This window comes from Maritimibacter harenae (genome assembly GCF_009882975.1).
GTDB classification, from domain to species: domain Bacteria; phylum Pseudomonadota; class Alphaproteobacteria; order Rhodobacterales; family Rhodobacteraceae; genus Maritimibacter; species Maritimibacter harenae.
Window position 1 is genome coordinate 47,425 of sequence record NZ_WTUX01000005.1, and the last position, 21,815, is coordinate 69,239.

Annotated in this window: 21 protein-coding genes and 1 tRNA gene; 8 read left to right on the forward strand and 14 right to left on the reverse strand. The window is 68.5% G+C overall.

All coding sequences use genetic code 11. The features are described 5' to 3' along the window. Positions 1–5 precede the first annotated feature (5 nt). Positions 6–1,754, forward strand: a complete 1,749-nt coding sequence (recJ, locus tag GQE99_RS01910; protein ID WP_161349891.1) for a single-stranded-DNA-specific exonuclease RecJ — start codon at positions 6–8, stop codon at positions 1,752–1,754. 371 nt (positions 1,755–2,125) lie between these two features. Continuing rightward, positions 2,126–2,200, forward strand: a tRNA-Glu gene (locus GQE99_RS01915). A gap of 157 nt (positions 2,201–2,357) precedes the next feature. On the opposite strand, the gene betA is transcribed toward GQE99_RS01915, so the two are convergent. The 4 genes from betA to betI are packed head-to-tail and all read right to left on the reverse strand — an operon-like array spanning position 2,358 to position 7,599. Beyond that, positions 2,358–4,016: a choline dehydrogenase gene (gene betA, locus GQE99_RS01920; protein WP_161349892.1), complete on the reverse strand. Its 1,659-nt coding sequence runs from the start codon at positions 4,014–4,016 to the stop codon at positions 2,358–2,360. 1 nt (position 4,017) lies between these two features. Beyond that, a complete protein-coding gene (betB, locus tag GQE99_RS01925; protein WP_161349893.1) occupies positions 4,018–5,478 on the reverse strand; it encodes a betaine-aldehyde dehydrogenase in 1,461 nt (486 codons plus the stop codon). A gap of 22 nt (positions 5,479–5,500) precedes the next feature. Continuing rightward, positions 5,501–7,015: a choline-sulfatase gene (gene betC / locus GQE99_RS01930; protein WP_161349894.1), complete on the reverse strand. Its 1,515-nt coding sequence runs from the start codon at positions 7,013–7,015 to the stop codon at positions 5,501–5,503. Then, positions 7,012–7,599 carry a choline-binding transcriptional repressor BetI gene (gene betI, locus GQE99_RS01935; RefSeq protein ID WP_161349895.1) on the reverse strand — a complete coding sequence of 196 codons (588 nt, stop codon included), beginning with the start codon at positions 7,597–7,599 and terminating at the stop codon, positions 7,012–7,014. Before betI ends, betC begins: the two co-directional genes overlap by 4 nt. 98 nt (positions 7,600–7,697) lie before the next feature. Here betI and GQE99_RS01940 point away from each other — a divergent pair, with 98 nt between their 5' ends. Then, positions 7,698–9,257, forward strand: a complete 1,560-nt coding sequence (locus tag GQE99_RS01940) for an ABC transporter substrate-binding protein (RefSeq protein ID WP_161349896.1) — start codon at positions 7,698–7,700, stop codon at positions 9,255–9,257. 58 nt (positions 9,258–9,315) lie between these two features. Here the strand turns inward: GQE99_RS01940 and GQE99_RS01945 are convergent, their stop codons facing one another. From GQE99_RS01945 to GQE99_RS01960, 4 genes are all read right to left on the reverse strand, one after another. After that, complete coding sequence (locus GQE99_RS01945) at positions 9,316–10,308, reverse strand: GGDEF domain-containing protein (protein WP_161349897.1); 993 nt, start codon at positions 10,306–10,308, stop codon at positions 9,316–9,318. Further along, a complete protein-coding gene (locus GQE99_RS01950; protein WP_235917079.1) occupies positions 10,305–10,913 on the reverse strand; it encodes a heme NO-binding domain-containing protein in 609 nt (202 codons plus the stop codon). Before GQE99_RS01950 ends, GQE99_RS01945 begins: the two co-directional genes overlap by 4 nt. 124 nt (positions 10,914–11,037) lie before the next feature. Beyond that, the gene (locus GQE99_RS01955) at positions 11,038–11,751 is read right to left on the reverse strand and encodes an HAD family hydrolase (RefSeq protein ID WP_161349899.1); all 714 of its coding nucleotides are present in this window, start codon (positions 11,749–11,751) and stop codon (positions 11,038–11,040) included. Further along, entirely contained in the window at positions 11,742–12,020 is a 279-nt protein-coding gene (locus GQE99_RS01960; RefSeq protein ID WP_161349900.1) for a DUF3572 domain-containing protein, read from the reverse strand. The genes GQE99_RS01955 and GQE99_RS01960 overlap by 10 nt, the downstream gene beginning before the upstream one ends. Positions 12,021–12,117: 97 nt before the next feature. On the opposite strand from GQE99_RS01960, the gene GQE99_RS01965 reads away from it, so the two are divergent. Further along, complete coding sequence (locus tag GQE99_RS01965; RefSeq protein ID WP_161349901.1) at positions 12,118–13,482, forward strand: diguanylate cyclase; 1,365 nt, start codon at positions 12,118–12,120, stop codon at positions 13,480–13,482. Positions 13,483–13,486: 4 nt separating this feature from the next. On the opposite strand, the gene GQE99_RS01970 is transcribed toward GQE99_RS01965, so the two are convergent. The 4 genes from GQE99_RS01970 to GQE99_RS01985 form a co-directional block, all read right to left on the reverse strand. Beyond that, a complete protein-coding gene (locus GQE99_RS01970) occupies positions 13,487–13,993 on the reverse strand; it encodes a periplasmic heavy metal sensor (RefSeq protein WP_161349902.1) in 507 nt (168 codons plus the stop codon). Further along, positions 13,990–14,385, reverse strand: a complete 396-nt coding sequence (locus tag GQE99_RS01975; protein WP_161349903.1) for a dihydroorotate dehydrogenase — start codon at positions 14,383–14,385, stop codon at positions 13,990–13,992. Before GQE99_RS01975 ends, GQE99_RS01970 begins: the two co-directional genes overlap by 4 nt. Next, positions 14,372–14,959: an RNA polymerase sigma factor gene (locus GQE99_RS01980; protein ID WP_161349904.1), complete on the reverse strand. Its 588-nt coding sequence runs from the start codon at positions 14,957–14,959 to the stop codon at positions 14,372–14,374. The genes GQE99_RS01975 and GQE99_RS01980 overlap by 14 nt, the downstream gene beginning before the upstream one ends. An 89-nt stretch (positions 14,960–15,048) precedes the next feature. Then, the gene (locus tag GQE99_RS01985; RefSeq protein ID WP_161349905.1) at positions 15,049–15,678 is read right to left on the reverse strand and encodes an EF-hand domain-containing protein; all 630 of its coding nucleotides are present in this window, start codon (positions 15,676–15,678) and stop codon (positions 15,049–15,051) included. A gap of 226 nt (positions 15,679–15,904) precedes the next feature. On the opposite strand from GQE99_RS01985, the gene GQE99_RS01990 reads away from it, so the two are divergent. The 3 genes from GQE99_RS01990 to GQE99_RS02000 all read left to right on the forward strand — a co-directional run bounded on the left by GQE99_RS01990 (position 15,905) and on the right by GQE99_RS02000 (position 17,760). Further along, positions 15,905–16,336, forward strand: coding sequence for a DUF983 domain-containing protein (locus tag GQE99_RS01990; protein ID WP_161349906.1), 432 nt, complete (start codon positions 15,905–15,907; stop codon positions 16,334–16,336). Between the two features lie 31 nt (positions 16,337–16,367). Continuing rightward, positions 16,368–17,075 carry an NUDIX hydrolase gene (locus GQE99_RS01995; RefSeq protein WP_161349907.1) on the forward strand — a complete coding sequence of 236 codons (708 nt, stop codon included), beginning with the start codon at positions 16,368–16,370 and terminating at the stop codon, positions 17,073–17,075. Between the two features lie 187 nt (positions 17,076–17,262). Then, entirely contained in the window at positions 17,263–17,760 is a 498-nt protein-coding gene (locus GQE99_RS02000; protein ID WP_161349908.1) for a hypothetical protein, read from the forward strand. Between the two features lie 369 nt (positions 17,761–18,129). Here GQE99_RS02000 and GQE99_RS02005 read toward each other — a convergent pair whose 3' ends face one another. Next, positions 18,130–18,783 carry a sulfotransferase family 2 domain-containing protein gene (locus GQE99_RS02005; protein ID WP_161349909.1) on the reverse strand — a complete coding sequence of 218 codons (654 nt, stop codon included), beginning with the start codon at positions 18,781–18,783 and terminating at the stop codon, positions 18,130–18,132. Between the two features lie 97 nt (positions 18,784–18,880). Here GQE99_RS02005 and GQE99_RS02010 point away from each other — a divergent pair, with 97 nt between their 5' ends. Then, a complete protein-coding gene (locus GQE99_RS02010; RefSeq protein ID WP_161349910.1) occupies positions 18,881–20,509 on the forward strand; it encodes a long-chain-fatty-acid--CoA ligase in 1,629 nt (542 codons plus the stop codon). 3 nt (positions 20,510–20,512) lie between these two features. Here GQE99_RS02010 and GQE99_RS02015 read toward each other — a convergent pair whose 3' ends face one another. Then, entirely contained in the window at positions 20,513–21,811 is a 1,299-nt protein-coding gene (locus GQE99_RS02015; RefSeq protein ID WP_161349911.1) for an NAD(P)/FAD-dependent oxidoreductase, read from the reverse strand. Positions 21,812–21,815 lie beyond the last annotated feature (4 nt).

The window sequence follows — 21,815 nt, forward strand, 5'->3', positions numbered from 1 at the left end:
GCGCGGTGACAGCCTATCTCGGCGTCGAGGAGAGCCTGACCGGCCGGCGCTGGTCCGGGCCGGGCGTGGAGCTCGAGCGCCAGGCAGAGGCGCTGGTGCAGGCCACCGGCCTGTCCGCCCCGGTCTGCGCCGTACTGGCCCGGCGCGGCATCGCGCCGGAGGCCTGCGCGGGCTTCCTGGCCCCCACCCTGCGCGACACCCTGCCCGATCCCCGCTCCATGCGCGACATGGAGACAGCCGCCGCGCGCGTGATCGCCGCCCTCGACAAGGGCGAGCGGATCGCGGTCTTCGCCGATTACGACGTGGACGGGGGGGCCTCCGCCGCGCTCCTGATCGACTGGACGCGCCGGATGGGCCACCGGGTCACGCTCTACGTGCCAGACCGGATCGACGAAGGCTATGGCCCCAATGTCCCGGCGATGGAGACGCTGGCCGAGTCCCACTCGCTCATCATCTGCGTGGATTGCGGGACGCTGAGCCATGAACCCATCGCGGCGGCCAACGCCAAGGGGGCCGAGGTGGTCGTGCTCGACCACCACCTGGGCGGCGAAACGCTTCCCCCTGCCGTGGCCGTGGTGAACCCCAACCGGCAGGACGAGATCGACGCCCCCGGCTATCTCTGTGCCGCAGGCGTGGTGTTCCTGATGCTGGTCGAGGCCGGGCGCCAGCTGCGCGAGTCCGGTCGGCAGGGCCCCGACCTCTTGTCGCTCCTCGACCTCGTGGCGCTCGCCACGGTGGCGGATGTCGCGCCGCTCGTGGGGGCGAACCGCGCGCTGGTGGTCCAGGGGCTGAAGATCATGGCCCGGCGCACCCGCGCCGGCCTGGTGGCCCTGGCCGACGTCAGCCGGATGAACGAGGCGCCCCGCCCCTATCACCTGGGCTTCCTGATGGGGCCGCGGGTCAATGCGGGCGGACGCATCGGCAAGGCGGACCTGGGCGCGCGGCTCCTGTCGACCACCGACCCGGCCGAGGCCGCCGCGATCGCCGACCGGCTCGACCAGCTCAACACGGAACGGCGCGAGATCGAGGAACAGGTGCGCCTGGCCGCGATGGAGCAGGCCGAGGGCCGCGGGCTCGAGGCGCCGCTCGTCTGGGCCGCGGGCGACGACTGGCACCCGGGCGTGGTGGGCATCGTCGCCTCGCGCCTGAAAGAAGCCTCGAACCGTCCGTCCATCGTCATCGGCTTCGACGGGGACGACGGCAAGGGCTCCGGGCGTTCGGTGTCCGGCATCGACCTGGGCGCCGCGATCCAGAAGCTGGCCGCCGAGGGGCTCATCGAGAAGGGCGGCGGGCACAAGATGGCCGCCGGGCTGTCACTCGGCCGCGCGCAGCTGGAGCCCGCGATGGCGCGGCTCTCGGAGCTTCTTGAGCGACAGGGAGCCGGGGCGATGGGACCGCGCGACCTGGCGCTCGACGGCACGCTGATGCCGGGGGCGGCGCGCGTGGAGCTGATCGAGGAGATCGAGTCGGCCGGCCCCTACGGCGCCGGAGCGCCGGGCCCGCGCTTCGCCTTCCCGGACGTGCAGATCGCGTTCGCCAAGCGGGTCGGCGACCGGCACCTCAAGGTCAGCTTCGGCGACGGGCTGGGCGCGAAGCTCGACGCCATCGCCTTCGGCGCTTTCGACGGCCCGCTGGGACCGGCGCTCGAGAACCATGGCGGGGCGCGCTTCCACCTGGCCGGACGGCTCGAAATCAATCACTGGAACGGGCGCGTGATGCCACAGCTCCGGCTGGACGACGCCGCACCCGCGTGAGGGCACCACCGCCCGTCATCCCCGCCGCGCGGGACTGCGCGACCTGACGAGTCGGCCGGCGCCGGCGTGGCCGGGCGCAGTGGTCACGTGACCCGACGAAAACGTTTTTTCAAACGCGTGGGACGTGACCTGCGCCGCGCCTCCCGGCCATGTGCAGGCGAACTGGCGCGCGCTGCCGGATCGCCCGTCAACTCATTGATTAAAAGGGGTAATGACGAGACACCCGGGTCTTTTCCGGTCCTTCCATGCCCCTCGACACCCCCGCGATTTCCGGTGCCGGTGACGACGATGCAGAAAAAGTTGCATCGGGGCCAAGATTCCCTCTTGCACCCACCCCGGGCTTTTTCTAAACACCGGCTCACGCCAAGCGCGGCCCGTTCGTCTATCGGTTAGGACGCCAGGTTTTCAACCTGGAAAGAGGGGTTCGATTCCCCTACGGGCTGCCACTTGGCGGGTAACTTTCCCTGAAATTCAAGACCTTGCGCGCCTCACGCGACCATTCGCGTGCGCGGACGCAAAAGCCATGCGCCGGACTTTCTCTTCGCATGAAATGGCGGCTGCGGCGGCGGCGGAGAACCGTTCCGTGCGCCGCCGCCAAGTCGCCTACCGCTGCGCGGTCTGCCAGTCGGGGTGCATCCACACCTTGGCGTTTTCCGGGGGGAGCGGGGTGCGGCCCAGGATGTGGTCCGACATCTTTTCGCCCGTCATGATCGACGGCGCGTTGAGGTTGCCGTTGGTGATGCGCGGGAAGATCGAACTGTCGGCGACGCGCAGCGCGTCGACGCCGATCACGCGGCCTTCCGGGTCGACCACCGAGCGGGGATCGTCGGCACGGCCCATGCGGCAGGTGCCGCAGGGGTGGTAGGCGCTCTCGGCATGCTCGCGGATGAAATCGTCGAGCGCCGCGTCGTCCTGCGCGCCGGCGCCCGGCTGGATCTCGTGCCGCAGGAAAGGCTTGAACGCCGGCTGCCCGAAGATCTCGCGCGTGAGGCGCAGGCACTGGCGGAACTCCTGCCAGTCGCTCTCCTCGCTCATGTAGTTGAAGCGGATCACCGGGTCGTCGGCCGGGTCGGCGCTGCGCAGGCTCACGGCCCCGCGCGAGGCGGAGCGCATGGGACCCACGTGGGCCTGGAACCCATGTCCCTCGGCCGCCGCCTTCCCGTCATAGCGCACGGCGATGGGCAGGAAATGGAACTGGATGTCCGGGTAGTCGACACCGGCGCGCGAGCGGATGAAGCCGCAACTCTCGAACTGGTTCGACGCCCCCGGCCCCGATTTGCCCAGGAGCCAGCGCAGGCCCACGAGCCCTTTTCCCAACAGGTTCCAGTAGCGATAGAGGCTCACGGGCTGGCTCGCGGCCATCTGGACGTAGGTCTCCAGGTGATCCTGAAGGTTCGCCCCCACGCCGGGGCGGTCGGCGACCACCTCGATGCCGTGTTCGGCCAGATGCGCGCCGGGGCCGATGCCCGAGAGCATGAGGAGCTTGGGCGAATTGATCGAGGATGCCGCGAGAATGACTTCGCGCCGGGCCCGGATCACCTCGGTCCGGCCGCCGCGCAGCGCCTCGACGCCCACGGCGCGCCCCTCTTCGATCACCACGCGCTGCACCAGTGCGCGCACGATCGAGCAGGTCTCGCGCTTCAGCGCGGGCTTGAGGTAGGCGTTCGCGGCCGACCAGCGCCGACCGCGCCAGACCGTCATCTCGAAGGGGCCGAAGCCTTCCTGCTGGGCACCGTTGTAGTCGTCGGTACGGGGATAGCCCGCCTCGACCCCGGCCTCCACGAAGGCCCGGGTGAGCGGGTTGGCCATGCGCCCGCGGCTGACGTGAAGCGGCCCGTCATGGCCGCGCCAGGCGGCGTCGCCCCCGTGCCCGCCGTCGTGCCAGTGTTCCATGCGCTTGAAGTAGGGCAGCACGTCGGCATAGCCCCAGCCGTCCGCCCCCTCGTCGCGCCAGTGGTCATAGTCGCGGGCGTGGCCGCGCACGTAGACCATGCCGTTGATCGAGGACGACCCGCCGATCACCTTGCCGCGTGGGCAGGCCAGCCGCCGGTTGCCCAGGTGCGGCTCCGGCTCGCTCTGGTAGCCCCAGTCGTAGCGCTTCATGTTCATCGGGTAGGACAGCGCGCCCGGCATCTGGATGAACGGCCCCGCGTCCGAGCCGCCGTGTTCCACGACGAGCACCGAATGACCGGCCTCGCTCAGCCGATTTGCCATGACGCAGCCCGCGCTGCCGGCCCCAACGATGACGAAATCCGCTTCCATCTCAGAACGGCGCCTCCACCGCGCCCATGCGCACGTAGATCGATTTGAGCTGGCTGTAGTGCTCGATCGCGGCCTTGGAATTCTCGCGCCCTACGCCCGAGGCCTTCACGCCCCCGAAGGGCATCTCGACCGGCGCGTCGTTGTAGGAATTGAGGTAGCAGGTCCCCGCCTCCAGGCGCCCGATCACCCGGTGCCCACGCTTGAGGTCGGAGGTGAACACACCGGCGGCGAGCCCGTATTCCGTATCGTTCGCGCGCGCGATCACCTCGTCCTCGTCGGTGAAGTCGAGCACGCTCAGCACCGGGCCGAAGATCTCTTCGCGCGCGATCGCCATGTCGTCCGTCACGTCGGCAAAGACGGCGGGCGTCATCCAGAAGCCCGGCTTGTCGATCCGGGTGCCCCCGGTGACGAGCCGCGCGCCTTCCTCCTGCCCCGCGGCGACGTAGTTCAGCGCGATGCCCAGTTGGGCTTCGCTCACCATCGGGCCGAAATTCGTGGCCTCGTCCAGGGGATCACCGATCACGGCGGTCGAAAGCCGTTCGGTCAGGCGCTTCAGGAAGGCCTCCTTGATGCCCGCCTGCACGAAGACGCGGGTGCCGTTGGAGCAGATCTGCCCGGAGGAATAGAAGTTGCCCAGGATCGCGCCGCCCACGGCATCCTCGATGTCGGCATCGTCGAAGACGATCAGCGGAGATTTGCCCCCGAGCTCCATCGTGACGTGCTTGATGCCCTCGGCGGCTGCCGCATAGACCTTGCGCCCCGTCGGCACGGACCCGGTGAGCGATACCTTGTCGACACGCGGATCGGTAGTCAGCGGCGCGCCCACGGCGCCCGCCCCCTGCACCACATTGAAAAGCCCGGCGGGCAGGCCCGCCTCGATCAGGATCTCTGCGACCTTCAGGGCGCAGAGCGGGGTCGTCTCGGACGGTTTGAAGATCATCGCGTTGCCGCAGGCCAGCGCCGGGGCGGCCTTCCAGCAGGCGATCTGGGTCGGGTAGTTCCACGCCCCGATCCCCACGCAGACGCCCAGCGCCTCGCGGATCGTGTAGGCCCAGTCGCCCCCCGGCAGCGGGATGTGTTCGCCGGTCAGGCTGCCCGCGAGCCCGCCGAAGTATTCCAGCGCGTCCGCCCCGCTGGTCGCGTCCGCCACGGAGGTCTCCTGGTAGGGTTTGCCGGTGTCCATCGTCTCGAGCACCGACAGTTCGTGGTTGCGCTCACGCATGAGGTCGGCGGCCCGGCGCAGGACGCGGCCCCGTTCGGTGCCCGACAAGGCCGCCCAGTCCGCCTGCGCGGCACGCGCGCTTTCGATGGCCTGGTCGATGATCGCCGGCGTTGCCTCGTGGAGGCGCGCGACGACTTCGCCGGTGGCCGGATAGATCACGTCCATCGGGGTGCCGTCGGTGTCCTCGACGTAGCGGCCATTCACGAAATGGCTCGCCTCGGGTTGGGTCGGGTAGGTCATGTCGGCCTCTTTCGGATCAGGGTCACTCGCCGCGCGGGAAGCGCTGGTTCTCTTCGACGACGTTCAGGTCCATGTGGTTTCGCATGTAGCGTTCCGAGGCGCGCTGGAGCGGCTGGTAATCCCACGGGTAATACCCCCCGTGTCGCAGCGCCTCGTAGACGACCCAGCGGCGCGCCTGGCTTTCGCGCACCTCGGCGTCGAACTGGTCGAGGTTCCAGCGCGCATCGGCCATATCACTGAAATGCTTGAGCGTTTCGGCGTGGGCCGGATCCTCCGCAAGGTTGGTGAGCTCGTGCGGGTCGGCCTCGAGGTCGAAGAGCTGATCGGGGTCGAGCGCGCATCGGGTGAACTTCCATTTCCCTTCGCGCAGGCACACGACCGGGGCATAGGAGGCTTCGGCGGCGTATTCCATCGCCACCGGCGCGGTGCGTGCCACGCCCTGCCCCATCGGCACGACGCTTTGCCCCTCGGTCCAAGGCGCCACCTCGTCCATCGAGACGCCGGCCAGCTCGCACAGCGTCGGGCACACGTCGATGTTCGACACCGGCGTGTCCACGCGCCCCGGCTCCATGTTTGGCGCCGCGATCATCATCGGCACCCGCGCCGAGCCCTCGTAGAAGCTCATCTTGAACCACAGCCCCCGCTCGCCCAGCATGTCGCCGTGGTCGGAGACGAAGAGGATGATCGTGTCCTTGTCCTGGCGCGTCCCCTCGAGCGCCTCCATCACCTCGCCGATCTTGTCGTCGAGATAGGAGATGTTGGCGAAATAGGCGCGGCGCGACTTGCGGATGTCCTCTTGGGTGATGTCGAACGAGCGCCAGTCGTTGGCGTCGAAGATTCGCTTGGAATGGGGATCGTGATCCTCGTAGTCCATCGCCGGGACCTCGGGCAGCAGGTGCTCGCAATCCTCGTAGAGGTCCCAGTACTTCTTGCGCGCGACGTAAGGGTCGTGGGGATGGGTGAAGCTCACCGTGAGGCACCAGGGGCGCGCGTCGTGGCCACGCCCGAGGTCATAGACCTTGCGCGTCGCGTTGTAGGCGACCTCGTCGTCGTACTCCATCTGGTTCGAAATCTCGGCCACCCCGGCCCCCGTGACGCTCCCGAGGTTGTGATACCACCAGTCGATCCGCTCACCCGGCTTGCGGTAATCCGGGGTCCAGCCGAAGTCGGCCGGATAGATGTCCGTGGTCAGCCGTTCCTCGAACCCGTGAAGCTGGTCGGGACCCACGAAGTGCATCTTGCCCGACAGGCAGGTCTGGTAGCCCGCGCGGCGCAGGTGGTGGGCGAAGGTCGGGATGTCGGCCGAGAACTCGGCGGCGTTGTCGTAGACCCGCGAGCGGGACGGCAGAAGCCCGGACATGAAGCTCGCCCGACCCGGCGCGCAGAGCGGCGAGGCGGTGTAGCAATTGGCGAACCGCGTCGAGCGCTCGGCCAGCTTGCGCAGGTTCGGCACGTGGAGCCACTCGGCCGGCCCGTCGGGAAACAACGTGCCGTTGAGCTGATCCACCATGAAAATCAGGATGTTGGGGCGGGTCATGCGCAGCCTCCTTCGGTGAGCGACGTGTCGAGGTAATGCAGGAGCACCTGCAACGCGGTGTCGGCCTCCAGCGGGTCGTCGCGCAGCGCCTGGCGGATGTAGAGGCCGTCGATCATCGCGGCGAGCCCGTGGGTCAGCATCATCGGATCGGGGCAGCCCAGCGCACGCAGATCGTGCATCAGGTTGGAACGCAGACGGCTCTGGTAGACATGCAGAAGCCGGCGGGCATCGGCCGATTTCTGGGCCTGCACGTAGAAGTTCATCCAGGCCGAAACCATCTCGGGGCGGAACTGCGTGGGCGCGAAACTGGCCCGGATGATCGCCTCGATCCGCATGCGCGGCGTGGTCGCCATCGCCAGCGCCCCGCGCACCTCGGCCCCGTAAAGCTTGAGGATGTGGCGCATGGCCGCCGCGAAGAGCTGTTCCTTCGATCCGAAGTAATGATGGGCCAGCGCGCTCGAGATCCCGGCGGTGCGCGCGATCTGGCTCACGGTCACGTCCAGCGTGCCGCGTGTCCCGATCTCGTGCACCGTCGCCTCGACCAATTCAAGGCGACGCTTGGGTTCCATCCCGACTTTGGGCATTGTGACCCCACGTCTTGGTAGTTGCAGGAAGCACCCGGATATGTTTGATTGACTCATCAGTCAACAAAAATCAATGGGACCTTTAGAGGGAGAGGACTATGTCCAAATTTGGTAGCGGTATGTTCGATCGCCGCGGATTTCTGAAAACGACGGCGGCCACCGCCGTGGCGGCCACGCTGCCGCTGAGCGCAGCACGCGCGGAGCCGAAGCGTGGTGGCAACATGCGCTTCGGCATCGCCCACGGGTCGAGCACCGACACGCTGGATCCGGCCACCTACGAGAACAGCTTCACCACGTCGCTGTCGCACGGCATGCACACCCGCCTGACCGAGGTGGCCGCCGACGGTTCGATCGTCCCGGAACTGGCCGAAAGCTGGGAAGCCTCCGACGACGCGACCGAGTGGCGCTTCAAGGTGCGCACCGGCGTGCAGTTCCACTCCGGCAAGGAAGTGACGCTCGAGGACGTCGTCGAGTCGATCAACTACCACCGCGGCGAGAAATCGACCTCGGCGGCCAAACCGATCGTCGAGCCGATCGCCGACATCACGACCGAAGGCAACGACACGGTCGTCTTCAAGCTGAAGGGCCCGAACGCGGACTTCCCCTTCGTGCTCTCGGATTACCACGTGGTGATCCTGCCCTATAAGGACGGGGCCGTGGACTGGCGCTCCGGCGACGGTGCCGGGTCCTACAAGCTCGTGGAATTCCAGCCGGGCGTCGTGGCGCGTTTCGAGCGCAACGAGAACTACTACCAGGACGACCGCGCCTTCTTCGACACCATCGAGATGCTTTCGCTGGTCGACCAGAACGCGCGCACGACGGCGCTGGTGTCGGGTGACGTGGACGCGATCGACCGGCTCGACCTGAAGACCATCGGGATGATGAACCGGGCCAACCCGAACATCCAGGTGCAGTCGGTGCCGGGCAACCTGCACTACGACTTCGCGATGATCACGACGCAGGATCCGTTCACGGACAACAACGTGCGTCTCGCGCTCAAGCACGCGATCAACCGCGAAGAGTTGGTCGAGAAGATCCTCTTCGGCTACGGCGTCGTCGGCAACGACCACCCGATCGGGCGCGGTCAGCGCTATTTCAACGACGAGCTGGAACAGACCACCTACGACCCGGACAAGGCCAAGTACTACCTCAAGCAGGCGGGCATGGATTCGCTCAGCGTCAACCTGTCGGCGGCCGATGCGGCCTTCTCCGGCGCGGTGGACGCGGCGGTGCTGTACCAGAACTCGGCCCAGGCCGCGAACATCGACATCAACGTCGTGCGCGAGCCGAACGACGGCTACTGGTCCGACGTGTGGATGAAGAAGCCGTTCTCGGCGGTCTACTGGTCCGGGCGCGTGGTCGAGGACCAGATGTTCACCACGACCTACCAGACCGGGGCGTCCTGGAACGACACGTTCTGGTCGAACGAACGCTTCGACGAGCTTCTCGTGAAGGCGCGCGGCGAACTGGACGAAGCCAAGCGTCGCGAGATGTACTACGAGATGCAGGCGATCCTGAACCAGAAGGGCGGCGCGCTCATTCCGATGTTCGCCTCGTGGGTCTTCGCCCACAGCGACTCGGTCGCCCACCCCGAGGTGATGGGGTCCAACTGGGACGTGGACGGCATGCGCTGGATGGAGCGCTGGTGGTTCGCCTGATCCACTTGGAAAGTCTTTGGGAAGGGCCGGTTTCACCGGCCCTTTTCTTTTGCGCGGCTCACGCGACCCGCGGGTCGAGGAAGGTGAAGCAGGCGCGCCCGGCGGCCTTCGAGGCATAGAGCGCCGCGTCGGCGTCCGCCATGATCGCGTCGGCCTCGGGGTGGTCGTACTGCGTGGACAGGACGAGCCCGATCGAGGCCGACACCTCACACCGCTCGCCATCCACCATGATCGGCTCGCCCAGGCGCCGGATGATGCGCGCCGCGATGGCCGACACCCGGTCACGATCCGTGAGGCCGGGGAAAAGCAGGACGAACTCGTCGCCGCCGATCCGGGCCACGGCATCGCGCGCGCGTGTTTCCTCGACCAGCACCCGTGCCACGTCCCTGAGCACGCTGTCGCCCGCCGCGTGCCCGTGCGTGTCGTTCACGGACTTGAAGAAATCCAGATCCATGTGGGCGATGGTGAAGGGCACACCCCGGTCGATCAGCCGGCGCAATTGGCGGTCGAGCGCGCGGCGGTTGCTGAGCCCCGTCAGCGGATCGGTCTGGGCCGCCGTCTCGGCCCGGGTCTTGGCCCCGTGCAGGCGTTCGTTCAGCGCCCGGCTTTCCGCCATCGCCGCCGCGTTCGCCTCCGCCACGTAGAGCAGCTCCAGCGTCAGGTCCGTGGGCGCGAAATCGGACCCCGCCAGCCCGAAGTTGCGCACCGCATCGAAGACGGACAGGCCGAACGAGAGGTTCAGGAGAACCCCGTCCTCTCCCTCGAGTCGCACCGCGCTTCCGATCAGCTGGGTGTTGAACCCGTCGCGCAGGCGCAGGATCACCTTGCCCGTTGCACCACGGGTGAGGAGCGCGACGATCTCCGCCTCCCGCGGGCGGCGCAGTTCGAAGAGGTCGAGCATCTGCTGTCCCACCACGTCGCGCCCGCCCAGCACCTTGGTCAGCGTCGGGCCGATCTGCCGGATCGTGCCCTCGGTATCGAACACCACGTGAAGCGGCATCACGCGATCGAGCGCCTCCATCGATACCTGGATCGTCTTTTCCGCGCTCATGCGTCCCGCCCCCCGACGGCAAGAAGGGTGTCGGACAGGTCGAATCCGCGCGCTTCGGCGAACGCTTCCTGCAACAGGTGGATGTCGATCACCTCCGCATCCCCTTCCCGCCCGGCGCAGTCGAGCACCGCAAGCGCCCCGTATTCGTTGGCCAGCGCACGCAAGAGCCCGGTGATCACGTGCGCCGCGCCGGGAAAGCGGGAGCGGCAGGCAAGCCGGTAGCGCCCCGGCCCGCATTCGGTGAGCTCGAGTTCCGGCAGGCCGATGTCGGGCACCGCCAGCGCGACGCGGCCGGGCAGATCGTCCAGCGCGTGCAGGAAATCCGCGTAGTCGATCCCGCAATAGCGCAGAAGCCGGCGCACCCGGCCCGAGGCGAAGCCGGCCACGAGGTCGGTTCCGAAATCCTCCAGCAGCACCTCACGTGGCTTTCCCAGCCGTTCGGCGCAGAGCGTCACGAGCCGCAGGACCAGCCCGTCGTCGTAGTGAAACATCGGCTCGAAACTGGACGCGGCCATGTCGAGCCGATCGGTCAACTCCCGCCAGAGCGAAGGCCCGTAGGCGGCCTTCACGAAAGTTTCGAAAGAACGGCAGACAATTCCATGCATCGGGCACCCTCGATCAGCGCGCCGACCATGTCAGTGCATCCTTAAGATTTCGGAAAGATCAGCGGGGGCCGGAGCCGCCCAACACCCCGTAATACCGCGAATTTTTCGCAAAATGTCGTGCTGGTCAGCCCATACGGGTCCCGCTCGAAAGCCAGCCGGGCAGATGCCCGATATCCGGCAGAACGACATCGGCGTGACCCTCGAGATGCGCGGCTTCGGCCGGGCCCGTGAGCACCCCCACCGTCGCCATGCCCGCCGCACGTCCAGCGTGCAGGTCGTGCAGGCTGTCGCCCACCATCGCAACGCGCGCCGGTGCGACCCCCATCGCCTCGGCGAAGGCGAGGCACATGTCCGGCGCGGGCTTCGGGGTCCAGCCGCTGTCCGACCCGGCGACGAAATCGAAAGCGGCGAAGACACCGGCCCCCTCTAGATGCGCGCGCGCCGGGACGGCGCCGTCGTTCGTGGCGACCCCGAGCTTCAGCCCGCCGGAACGCAAGTCTTCCAGCAGGGGCGCGAGCGGCACCGCCTCGACCATCGGCGCGGCGGCGGCGGCACCGTTCAGCACCTCCACCAGCGCGTCCGGTTCCGTGCCGAGCACGGGGGCGATCAGGCCTGCCACGTCCTCGGGCGTGCCCGCGATCACCACGGAATCGGGCGAGAAGCGGCCGGTCGCCCGGTCAAAGGACATCGCCCGGCCCAGCGCATCGGCAAGCTCCGGATCGCCGCCCGCGAGCTCGTCGAGCACACGCACAGCCCAGGCCGACCAGCTCTTCGCGAAATCGAAAAGGGTGCCGTCCTTGTCGAAGAGCACCGCGTCCAAGTGACGTGTCAGGTCCAATGCATGTCTCCTCCGCCCGGCAGCGCCGCGCGCGCCTGCATCGGCTGCGCGTAGTCGAGCCCGGCGTCATCACAGAACGAAACGACCCAGGCGTCGTCCATCGTGATGAAATCCAGGACCGCCCCGAGGAAACCGGGATCGTTCGCCCGCGCCTTCAGATCCGCGAGGTCGCCGCCCGTCGAGCCAAGGAAGACAGGCATCAGCTCGTCGTTCCCTGCCAGCCAACCCAGCGCCTGCAAACCGATCGTTTCGGCCTGTTCCTGTTTCATCGTGCCCAGCCTCTCATTCCCGGAAACCATTTTTTAACACTTCTTGGGTAGTGGTTAATGAAACGCAATGTATGCAATGAAATTCGAGCGGAACACCATGGGTCGACGCATTCTCATCGCAGATGACCTCGTCACGGATCGTATCGCGATCAAGGCGCGATTGGCCGCGGGGCACTACCGCGTCGCGCAGGCCCGCGACAGGAACGAACTCCTGCATCTCGCCCGCGTGGAACAACCGGACGCGATCCTGATGGACATCGACTTCCCAGGCGGCGGCATCGAGGCCTGCCGTGCCCTCGGCACGTCCCCGGTGACAGGCGACATTCCGGTCGTGCTCTACGGCGTGGCCGACGATGGAGCGACCCGGATCGCCGCCTTCGAGGCGGGGGCCGAGGAATGCCTGTGCGCCATGCCCGACGAACGTCGGCTCCTCGCGGTGTTGCGCAGCCTGCTGCGCGCGCGGTCGGAACGGGCCGAGCTCGCGCGGCGCCAGGCTCTGATCGTGACCGACGGGCTGGCGGAGGCAGGCGTGGCGTTCGAACCGCCCACGCAGGTCACGCTGGTGCCCCCCGACCCCGCGCATGGGCCCGAGTGGCGCCGGGCGCTCGAGGCTGCCGTCCCGGCGCGGGTGATGCTCGCCGCACCGGCCAACGTTCTGGACCCCGGACGCGTCACCGATGCCTTCGTGATCGCCCATGTGCCAGGCCGGACCGACAGCGCCCTGGGCCTTGTCGCGGAACTCCGCGCGCGTCCGGCGACGCGCCACGCCATCATCATCGTCACGACCCCGTACCTGAAGGATACGAGCGCCGACCAGGCGCCCGACCTCGGGGCGGACGCGGTGATGCGCGGCGCCTTCCGGGGCGATGAGCTTGCCGCGCGCCTGCGCCGCCTCATCGCGCGCAAGCGCGAGACCGACCGGCTGCGCGCCCTGGTCGAGGACCAGCTGGGCGAGGCATTACGCGATCCCCTCACGGGCCTGTTCAATCGGCGCTACGCGGAATGCTACCTGTCGCGCGTGCTGCGCGAACCGGGCCGCGGGGCCTGCGCGCTCCTGATGCTCGATCTGGATCATTTCAAGGCGGTGAACGACCGATACGGCCACCTGGCGGGCGACGACGTGCTGCGCGAAACGGCGTGCCGGCTGCGCGGTGCGCTGCGTGACACCGACCTTGTCGCCCGGATCGGGGGGGAGGAATTCCTGGTGGTTCTCACCGACACTGGCCCCGACATGGCCCGGCGCATGGCGAACCGGCTGCGCCGCGCGGTGTCCGCGGGGCCGATGCCCGCCTGCGCCGGAACGCTCGCGGTGCCGGTCACGGTCTCCATCGGCGTGGCGCTGTGCGACGGCGGGTCCAACGGGCCGCGCGCCATGGTGGAGCGGGCCGACCGGGCGCTCTATGCCTCCAAGGCTGCCGGTCGCAACCGCGTCACCTTCACCGCCGAACGCAGCGCGGCCTGAGCCCTCAGCGCCCGGCCCCCTCGAGCGCGCGGCGCAACCCGCGCTCCAGCCGGTCGGCCAGGGCCGCGCGCTCCGCCGGGCTCATCGCCGCGATCTGTTCCAGCACCACGTCGCGTCCGATCTCGCCGCGTTCGGCGAAGACCGCGCTCTGGGCATCGAGCACCGCGCCCATCGCCTGCGCGTCGAATGGCTCGTCGCGCAGGAGCGAGAGCATCTCCGACACCTGCCCCGCGAGCGCGGCGCGGTTCGCCCGGGCGTCACCGGCCCGCGCCCGCAGTTCGTCGAGCGCGCGGTCGCGGTAGGGCTCCGGCAAGGCGCGCGAGAACGGGCCCAGCGCCGGGTCGAACCCGCCACGCGGGCCGGGGCGCCCGTCGTGGCCGTGCGGCCCGTCCCCGAACCGGGCGCCAACGACGATTCCCGCCACCAACAGGTTGAGCGCCAGGGACACGGCGAGGAGCACCTTGACCCAGGCGGGGGTCCGGCGGTCCGCCGGGGGCGTCGTTTCGGTCATTCGGCCAACTCCTCTTCAAAGCTCACGAGCGCCGCGTAGCCGGGGGCGAATTCCTCGAGCTGGTATTGTGCCGTCGTGCCGGTCAGCATCGTGCCGGTGAGCGTCGACAGCGCGGGCGGCTGGGCCACGCCGATCCAGACACCGGCCCCCGCCGCCGTCGCCATGCCTGCGACCGCGGGCCAGCCGCCGATCGCCGCGGCGATGGCCGCGAAGGCGCCCCGGCGGCGCACGGGGGCCGCACGGGCCGCATCACGCGCCCGCGTGACGTCGTCCGCATCGGCCATGATCCGGCCCAGAAGCGCTTGCGACGGCACCGGGGCCTCGTCGCGCGCGGCGGAAAAGACATCCTCGAGCATCACCGCATTGCGGTCGGTTTCGTCACTGCGACCCATATCCCAACCCCTCGCGCCGGCCGGACAGGATCCGTGCCAGCGTTCTCTTGCCCCGGGCGGTGAGACTTTCCACCGCCTCGACGCTGATTTCCATAACCTCCGCGATCTCGGGGTTCGCCATTCCCTCGAGATGGCGCAGGACCACGGCCTGGCGCTGCCGCTCCGGCAACTCGCCCAATGCGCGGTCGAGTGCCTGCACCCGGTCTGCCGCGATCATCCCGTCGACCGCGGCAGGCGCGTGGTCTTCCGGTTCCGGCACGCTGTCCAGGTCGACGCCGCGCCGCTTGCGCAGCCGGTCCGTGCAGAGGTTGGCCGTCACCCGGAAGAGCCAGGTCGTCACCTTGGCCTCGCCCTGGCGCCACTCCGGTGCGATCTTCCACAGGCGCAGCATCGCCTCCTGCGTGACATCCTCGGCCTCCGCCCTGTCGCCACCCAGGCTGCGCACGGCGAAGCCCAGCACGCGTGGCGCGAGCCGGGCGGTCAGGCGTTGAGCGGCCTCCCGGTCGCCGTTGCCAAAGGCCACCAGGAGCGCCTCGTCCGAGACCGCCTGTGCGTCGTCGAATGCCATGTCCATCGCGTCCGGAAGTAAACCCTGTCGCCCGCGTCACCGCAATCTTCGCGCGGGCGGGCCATACCCGGCCCACCCGCGTCTTAGGTGAAGGATCAGTGGCGGTCGCCACGTCCCCAGGGGCGTTCGTCCCCGTCGCCGTGGCGGCCCATGCCCTCGTGGCGCTCGTGCAGCCGGGCGGCCATCTCTTCGCGGGCCGCGTCGAACTCCGCCTCGGTGATCGCCCCGTCGCCATCTGCGTCGGCCCGGTCGAAGAGCCGGCTCATGCCGCGCCCTGCGCCCATCTCGGCGGCTTCGATGGTGCCGTTGCCGTCCGCGTCCGCGCGCTGGAGCATCCCGCTCGCCATGCGTTCGGCGCGCGCCGTGACCTGCGCGTCGGAGGGACGCCCCACCACAGCGCCCGGGGCGGCGGCCTGCTGGCGCGCGGCCCGCCTGTCGTCGAACCGGGCGATGCCGGCGGCCACCAGTTCTTCGAGCGTCAGCGACCCGTCGCCGTTGGCATCGGCGTCCGAGAACCGGGCCTCCGCGCGCGCGGCCAGGTCGGCTTCGGTGATCTGACCGTTTCCGTCGGCATCGAGTTCGGCGAAGCTGACCGGCGCCGGGCGCATGCCGCCCATCTGGCCGCGCGGCCCCATCGGCCCGCGATCGGCCATCGCCGCACCCGCGAGCGTCACGGCCGCCCCTGTCAGAAGCCCGAAGCCTGCAATCTTGAAGACGCGTTTCATGGTATTCTCCTCATGGTCTCAAGGTGTCCTGCCTTGATCGCCGGGGGGATCGTCCCTCCGACATGACCTAAAACGCGGCACAACGGCGTTTCCGTCGCCCGGACGTGCGTTTTTTTCGCGCTGCTTCCCGCCACTTGGCCCGCGCGACATTCCGAAGCATGGGCAAACGCCCCCGGGCACCCTAGATAGAGCCTGCGCGATTTCGAACGACCGAGTGAGACCCGACATGGATGCATCGACCAACGCCGAGCTGGCCCGCGACGCCGACACCGGCGCGGAACGCCCCGTGAAGCCCGCCGTGTGGCGCGGCTGGCGCCGGCGCTGCCCACAGTGCGGCACGGGACCGATGATGAAAAGCTACCTGAAGGTGCGCCAGAGCTGCCCCGTCTGCGGCGAGGAGCTGCATCACCAGCGCGCCGACGACGGCCCGGCCTATCTCACCATCCTCGTGGTGGGCCACCTCATGGTGCCGTTCTTCCACTTCGGCTTCACCATCTTCCGCCCCGACCCGATGGTCCTCTTCTCGGTGCTGGCCATTGTCGCGGTTGCGCTCTCCCTCTACCTTCTGCCAAGGTTCAAGGGCCTGATGGTGGGGGTGCAGTGGGCCAAGCGCATGCACGGGTTCGCCCCCGCCCAGATGGCCAACAGCGAAACATGACGCGGGCCCACCCCCGCGCGACGGGGGGAGCATGAACGAACAGAGTATCGACAAGTCCAAGGTGATCCGTGACGCGGCCACCGTCGTCCTGATCCGGGACGCGGGCACCGCACCGCGCGTGTTGATGGGGCAGCGCGGTGCCAAGGCCGCCTTCATGCCCAACAAGTTCGTCTTTCCCGGCGGCGCGCTGGACGGCGAGGATTACAACGTCCCGCTGGCCGAGGAAGGCGCCGAACCCTGTCGCACCCGGCTGGGCGAGGACGCGCGCGACGGGATCGGCCCCGCGCTGCTGGCCGCGGCGATCCGGGAACTCTGGGAAGAGACCGGCCAGATCCTGGGCGTGCCCGGCGACTGGCCCGGCGCTCCGCCGAAGCATTGGCACGGCTTCGCGAAGGCCGGCTACCGCCCCTCGCCCGACGGGCTCGCCTTCGTGTTCCGCGCGATCACGCCGCCGGGGCGCTCGCGCCGCTTCGACGCGCGCTTCTTCGTGGCCGATGCCGCCCGCCTGAAGACCGATCCGGACGATTTCTCCGGGGCCGAGGACGAACTGAGCCACCTCCAGTGGATCCCCCTCGCCGACGTGCGCGACTTCGACCTGCCCTTCATCACGCAGGTGGTGCTGGCCGAGATCGCCGCGCGTCTGCCGGATCTCGATGCCCCCGACAGCGTGCCCTTCTTCAAGAACGACGAGGAAGCTTCGCTCTTTCGTCGCCTGGGCGGTGAAGTGCCGCTTCCCTGACCCGCCGCCGCGCGGTTCCTGCCGTGCCGCGCATCCGGGCGCCCCTGCCCGGATCGCGGGCAGATGGGCCACAGTCGCGTGATCGCGTCGAGATTTCTTTTGATCAAATTCCGGGGCGGGGTAACCTCCTACCAAGGGTCGCGTGCGTTTCGCGCGGCTCCGAAGGCAGGAAGCAGGAGGTTCGAGAATGCAAGATGCCCTTGTTGCCGCCGCCGACGACCTTGTCGGAGACGGAATTCGTGAAACCGGGATTCCCCTGAGCGACACGCTGCGCCATTACATGGCGATCACCATCGCACGCTTCATGCGCGAACAGGTCCGGGTCGACCGGCTCACGATCCGCGTGGTGTCCGCGATGGACCGGCGCGCCGCTCCGGCCGAGATGCGCGCGCTTGCCGATACCTGTCTCATCGCCTGTTCGATCTTCGAGAAACGCCTGCGCCGCGCGGGCGGATCGCTCCGCCATTACTCCGGCCTCGGCCAGACCGCCTATGGCGCGGCCGCGCTGACCGAGCAGGCCTATTCCTTCCCCCATATGCGCGACGTGATCGCGGCGGCCACCGGCAATCCGCCGGAGGGCGTGCGCGACCTGATCGACGCCGCGCGCGCCGGGTCCTCGAAGGCCGCCGACCGGCTGGCCGACGAGGGCGTGATCGCCTTCCCGACGCAGAAGTTCTTCCACTGAAATAAAGTGCCCCGTCCGGCAAGGGGGTCGGACGGGGCGTTTTCGCGCTGGTGATTTTGGGGGGCAGGAACGAGCGCGAAAAACTCTTGCTGGCCTGCCTGGCCATGTATCTCTTTTCGGAGGTAGCGGGTCCGCGTCTCAATCGAACCGGGCCTTGCGGCGCACGTTCGTGATCGCGAACGTCGTGATCATCCCCCTGTCTTTGTGTCGGCGGAACGGTCACAGCCCTTGCGCCCCGCCAGCTCCTTCAGTTGTGGGAAGCGGGGACGAAGATTTTCGGGCACAAATAAGGCGACTTCGCGTCAATGTTGCGGATTGCCGGACGGTTTGCGAAGCGCGCGTCGCATTATCGCCGCAGCCGCGACAAAGTCAGGCATCGAACCGATAGCCGAACCGGGAAATATCGACCGCACAAGCGCGCGCGACCGCCTCCGCGCCGGCATCGGAGTAGTAGCTGCGGAAATCATCGCGCCGATTCGAGGCATTTTCGTGGGGAATTTCGTGAAATTTCACGCCCAACGCCGCCGCGACCGGCTCCAGGTCCTCCGCGAAGCGCTCGAGACGCACGAAATGATCCCCCTGCTCGACGCCGTCGCCATCCTCGACGTAGCGGCCATAGGGGCTGGCCTCGATCGCGCGCAGGACCATCGGATCGGTGACGAAGGCATCGAACGACAGGGCCCGCGCCCGCGTCACCGCCGGGTGGTCGAAGGACTGGTCGCGAAGCCAGTGGTAATAGCTCACCATCCGGTCCCACGGGTTGCGCACCAGGGTGAAGACGAAGAAATCCTCCATCTCCACCTGCGTGACGAGCCCGTAGAGGTCCGAGAGCATGGAATGCTTCCAGAGCCGCCCCGAGGTCTCGATCCCCTTGACCCGCCCCCGGCGCCTGCGCGCCTTGGGCGTGTCGCCCACCATGATGTCGTCCTTCATCGCCTTGCCTTCGAGCAGGAGGGCGAGCGACGTGCCCCCCGTCTTGGGCGCATGGACGAAAATGTAGCGGCGGCCGCGCGAAATGATCATGCGGTATCCTACCCGCCTGCCCTGTCAGTAAAAACCCGCATTGACCGGCCCCTTTCGTTCCGCCCTAATCGACCCGGAGGAGACATGGGAGGACATCATGGGTTGGCTGGCCGACGAGACCGGGCTTGAGAAGAACGCGGCGAACTTCGTCGCCCTGACGCCGCTGTCGCATCTTCGGCGCGCGAACCGGGTGTTTCCCGAACGCACCGCCATCGTCGACGGCGCGCGCCGGTTCACCTACGGCGAGCTTCATGGGCGCGTCTCGCGGCTCGCCTCGGCGCTCGCGCGCGCAGGCGTCGCCTCCGGCGACGTGGTCGCCACCCTGCTGCCCAACACGCTCGCCCAGGCCGAGGCACATTGGGGCGTGCCGGCGGCCGGCGCGATCCTGAACACGATCAACGTGCGCCTCGACCCCGGCACGATCGCCTATATCCTGGGCCATGGCGGGGCCAAGGCGGTGCTGGTCGACACCCAGTTTCTCCCCGTCCTCGAAAAGGCGCTCGAAGAGATGGAAGGCACGCCGCCCAAGGTGATCGAGGTCTCCGACGCCCCGGCCGGGCATCCGGCGACCGGGCGCCATGTCGAATACGAGGACTTCCTTGAAGGGGGCGATCCCGCCTTCGCATGGATCATGCCGAAGGACGAATGGGAAAGCCTCGCGCTGAACTACACGTCCGGTACGACGGGCCGGCCCAAGGGCGTGGTCTATTCCCACCGCGGGGCCTACCTGCACACGATGGGGGTGGCGGTCGCCTGGGGGCTCGACAAGGACACCCGGTATCTCACCATCGTGCCGCTCTTTCACTGCAACAACTGGTGCCATACCTGGACGCTTCCGGCGGTCGGCGGGACCATCGTCTGTTGCCGCGACATTACCGCGAAGGCGATCTACGACGCCATCGCCGACGAGGGCGTCACCCATTTCGGCGGCGCACCCATCGTGCTGGGCCTGATCGTCAACGCGAAGGACGAGGACCGGCGCGCCTTCGATCACGAGGTGGAGGTCTACACCGCCGGTGCGCCCCCCTCGGCCGCGACGCTTGCCGCGATCGAGCCCCTGGGCTTCCACGTCTGCCAGGTCTACGGGCTGACCGAGACCTATGGCCACATCACCGAGATGCTGTGGAAGGACGAATGGGACGATCTGCCCGACGAAGAGCGCTACGCGGTCAAGGCGCGCCAGGGCGTGGGGCATGCGAACATGGAAGAGGTCACCGTCCTCGACGGCGAGACGATGGAACAGGTGCCGTGGGACGGCGAAACCGTGGGCGAGATCATGATCCGCGGCAACGTCGTGATGAAGGGCTATCTCAAGAACCCCGAGGCAACGGCGGAGGCGTTCCGCGGCGGCTATTTCCACTCCGGCGACATCGCTTTCCAGCACCCCGACGGCTACATCAAGATCACCGACAGGGCGAAGGACGTCATCATCTCGGGCGGCGAAAACGTGTCCTCCGTCGAGGTCGAGGACGTGCTGATGCACCACCCGGCCGTGTCGCTCTGCGCGGTGGTCGCGAAACCCGACGAGAAATGGGGCGAGGTGCCTTGCGCCTTCGTGGAACTCAAGGAGGGGGCCGAAGTGACGGAGGAAGAGCTGATCGCGCATGCGCGCGCGAAGCTCGCCGGGTTCAAGACGCCCAAGCGCGTGGTGTTCACGGAACTCCCCAAGACATCGACCGGCAAGATCCAGAAGTTCGAACTACGCAAGATGGTGGAAGGGCTCTGATCCTCAGAGCCGGTCGCGCAGCGAGAACCACAGCATCGCGGCGACCAGGAGCGGCGTGCGCAGCGCAGCGCCACCGGGGAAGCGCGGGGTGGGCACGTCGGCCATCAGGTCGAAACGCCCCGCCTGCCCCGCGACCATCTCGGCCGTGAGCTTGCCGGCCATCGTGGCCATCGCGACCCCGTGACCGGAATAGCCCGAGGCGGAATAGACATTGGGGCCCAGCCGCGCGAAATGCGGCATGCGATTCATGGTTATACCCAACGTGCCGCCCCAGGCGTGGTCGATCCGCGCCCCGGCCAGCTGCGGGAAGATCTCGACCATCGGCTTGCGCGCCTTCGCAGCGATATCGTCCGGGAAGCGGTAGCCATAACTTTCGCCGCCACCGAACAGCATGCGGCCGTCCTGGCTCAGCCGGAAATAGTTGATCACGAACTTGGAATCCGCGACAGCGTGGTTTTGCGGCAGGATCTCGTGCGCGAGATCGCCAAGCGGCTCGGTCGCGACGATGAAATTGTTGATCGGCATGACGCGCTGCGCCACGCGCGGCTGGGCGTGGCCCAGGTATCCGTTCGCGGCCCAGAGCACGTGGTCCGCCGTGACCCGCGCCGCGTCGGTCTCGACCACCGCCGGCGCGCCCTCGGTGACACCGGTGACGCGGCTGCGCTCGAACATCCGCACGCCGGCCGTGCGCGCCGCACGTGCAAGGCCAAGCGCGTAGGCCAGCGGGTGCAGGTGCCCGGCCGCCGTGTCGAGCGTGCCGCCGTGGTAGGCGTCCGACGCGCAGAGCGCGCGCAACGCGTCGCGGTCCAGCGGGCGGATCGCGTCGTGCCCGTATTCGTCGCGCAGCTTGCGGGCATAGGCGTGGCTGTGGGCCACGTCGCGGGCGCGGTGGTCGGCATGGATGATGCCGGGCGCGAAACCCGCGTCCGGCGCGTGGCGCGCGGCGAGGTCCTTGGTCAGCGCGACCGCCTCGACCGCGATGTCCCACAGGGCGCGGGCGCGCTCGGCCCCGACGAGATCCTCGAGCGCCTCCTGGTCCAGCCGCTGGCCGGTGCCCACCTGCCCGCCGTTGCGCCCCGAGGCGCCGAACCCCACGCGCTGCGCTTCCAGGAGCACCACGTCGAGCCCCGCCTCGGCCATGTGAAGCGCGGCGGAGAGCCCCGTGAAGCCGCCCCCGATGATGCAGACATCGGCCCGCAGGGCGCCCTCGGCCGGGGCCATCGGCTCCGGCGCGGGAACGCTCGCGGCGTAGTGGGACGGCGGGTACTCCCCCGGCCGGTCGTTGGCGGTCAGGATGTCCAAGGGC

Coding starts and splice junctions, on each gene's coding strand:
- betA (WP_161349892.1), bottom strand. CDS start 4,016: ATGGAAGCGGATTTCGTCATCGTTGGGGCCGGCAGCGCGGGCTGCGTC.
- betB (WP_161349893.1), bottom strand. CDS start 5,478: ATGACCTACCCGACCCAACCCGAGGCGAGCCATTTCGTGAATGGCCGC.
- betC (WP_161349894.1), bottom strand. CDS start 7,015: ATGACCCGCCCCAACATCCTGATTTTCATGGTGGATCAGCTCAACGGC.
- betI (WP_161349895.1), bottom strand. CDS start 7,599: ATGCCCAAAGTCGGGATGGAACCCAAGCGTCGCCTTGAATTGGTCGAG.
- GQE99_RS01940 (WP_161349896.1), top strand. CDS start 7,698: ATGTCCAAATTTGGTAGCGGTATGTTCGATCGCCGCGGATTTCTGAAA.
- GQE99_RS01945 (WP_161349897.1), bottom strand. CDS start 10,308: ATGAGCGCGGAAAAGACGATCCAGGTATCGATGGAGGCGCTCGATCGC.
- GQE99_RS01950 (WP_235917079.1), bottom strand. CDS start 10,913: ATGCATGGAATTGTCTGCCGTTCTTTCGAAACTTTCGTGAAGGCCGCC.
- GQE99_RS01960 (WP_161349900.1), bottom strand. CDS start 12,020: ATGAAACAGGAACAGGCCGAAACGATCGGTTTGCAGGCGCTGGGTTGG.
- GQE99_RS01965 (WP_161349901.1), top strand. CDS start 12,118: ATGGGTCGACGCATTCTCATCGCAGATGACCTCGTCACGGATCGTATC.
- GQE99_RS01970 (WP_161349902.1), bottom strand. CDS start 13,993: ATGACCGAAACGACGCCCCCGGCGGACCGCCGGACCCCCGCCTGGGTC.
- GQE99_RS01975 (WP_161349903.1), bottom strand. CDS start 14,385: ATGGGTCGCAGTGACGAAACCGACCGCAATGCGGTGATGCTCGAGGAT.
- GQE99_RS01980 (WP_161349904.1), bottom strand. CDS start 14,959: ATGGACATGGCATTCGACGACGCACAGGCGGTCTCGGACGAGGCGCTC.
- GQE99_RS01985 (WP_161349905.1), bottom strand. CDS start 15,678: ATGAAACGCGTCTTCAAGATTGCAGGCTTCGGGCTTCTGACAGGGGCG.
- GQE99_RS01990 (WP_161349906.1), top strand. CDS start 15,905: ATGGATGCATCGACCAACGCCGAGCTGGCCCGCGACGCCGACACCGGC.
- GQE99_RS01995 (WP_161349907.1), top strand. CDS start 16,368: ATGAACGAACAGAGTATCGACAAGTCCAAGGTGATCCGTGACGCGGCC.
- GQE99_RS02000 (WP_161349908.1), top strand. CDS start 17,263: ATGCAAGATGCCCTTGTTGCCGCCGCCGACGACCTTGTCGGAGACGGA.
- GQE99_RS02005 (WP_161349909.1), bottom strand. CDS start 18,783: ATGATCATTTCGCGCGGCCGCCGCTACATTTTCGTCCATGCGCCCAAG.
- GQE99_RS02010 (WP_161349910.1), top strand. CDS start 18,881: ATGGGTTGGCTGGCCGACGAGACCGGGCTTGAGAAGAACGCGGCGAAC.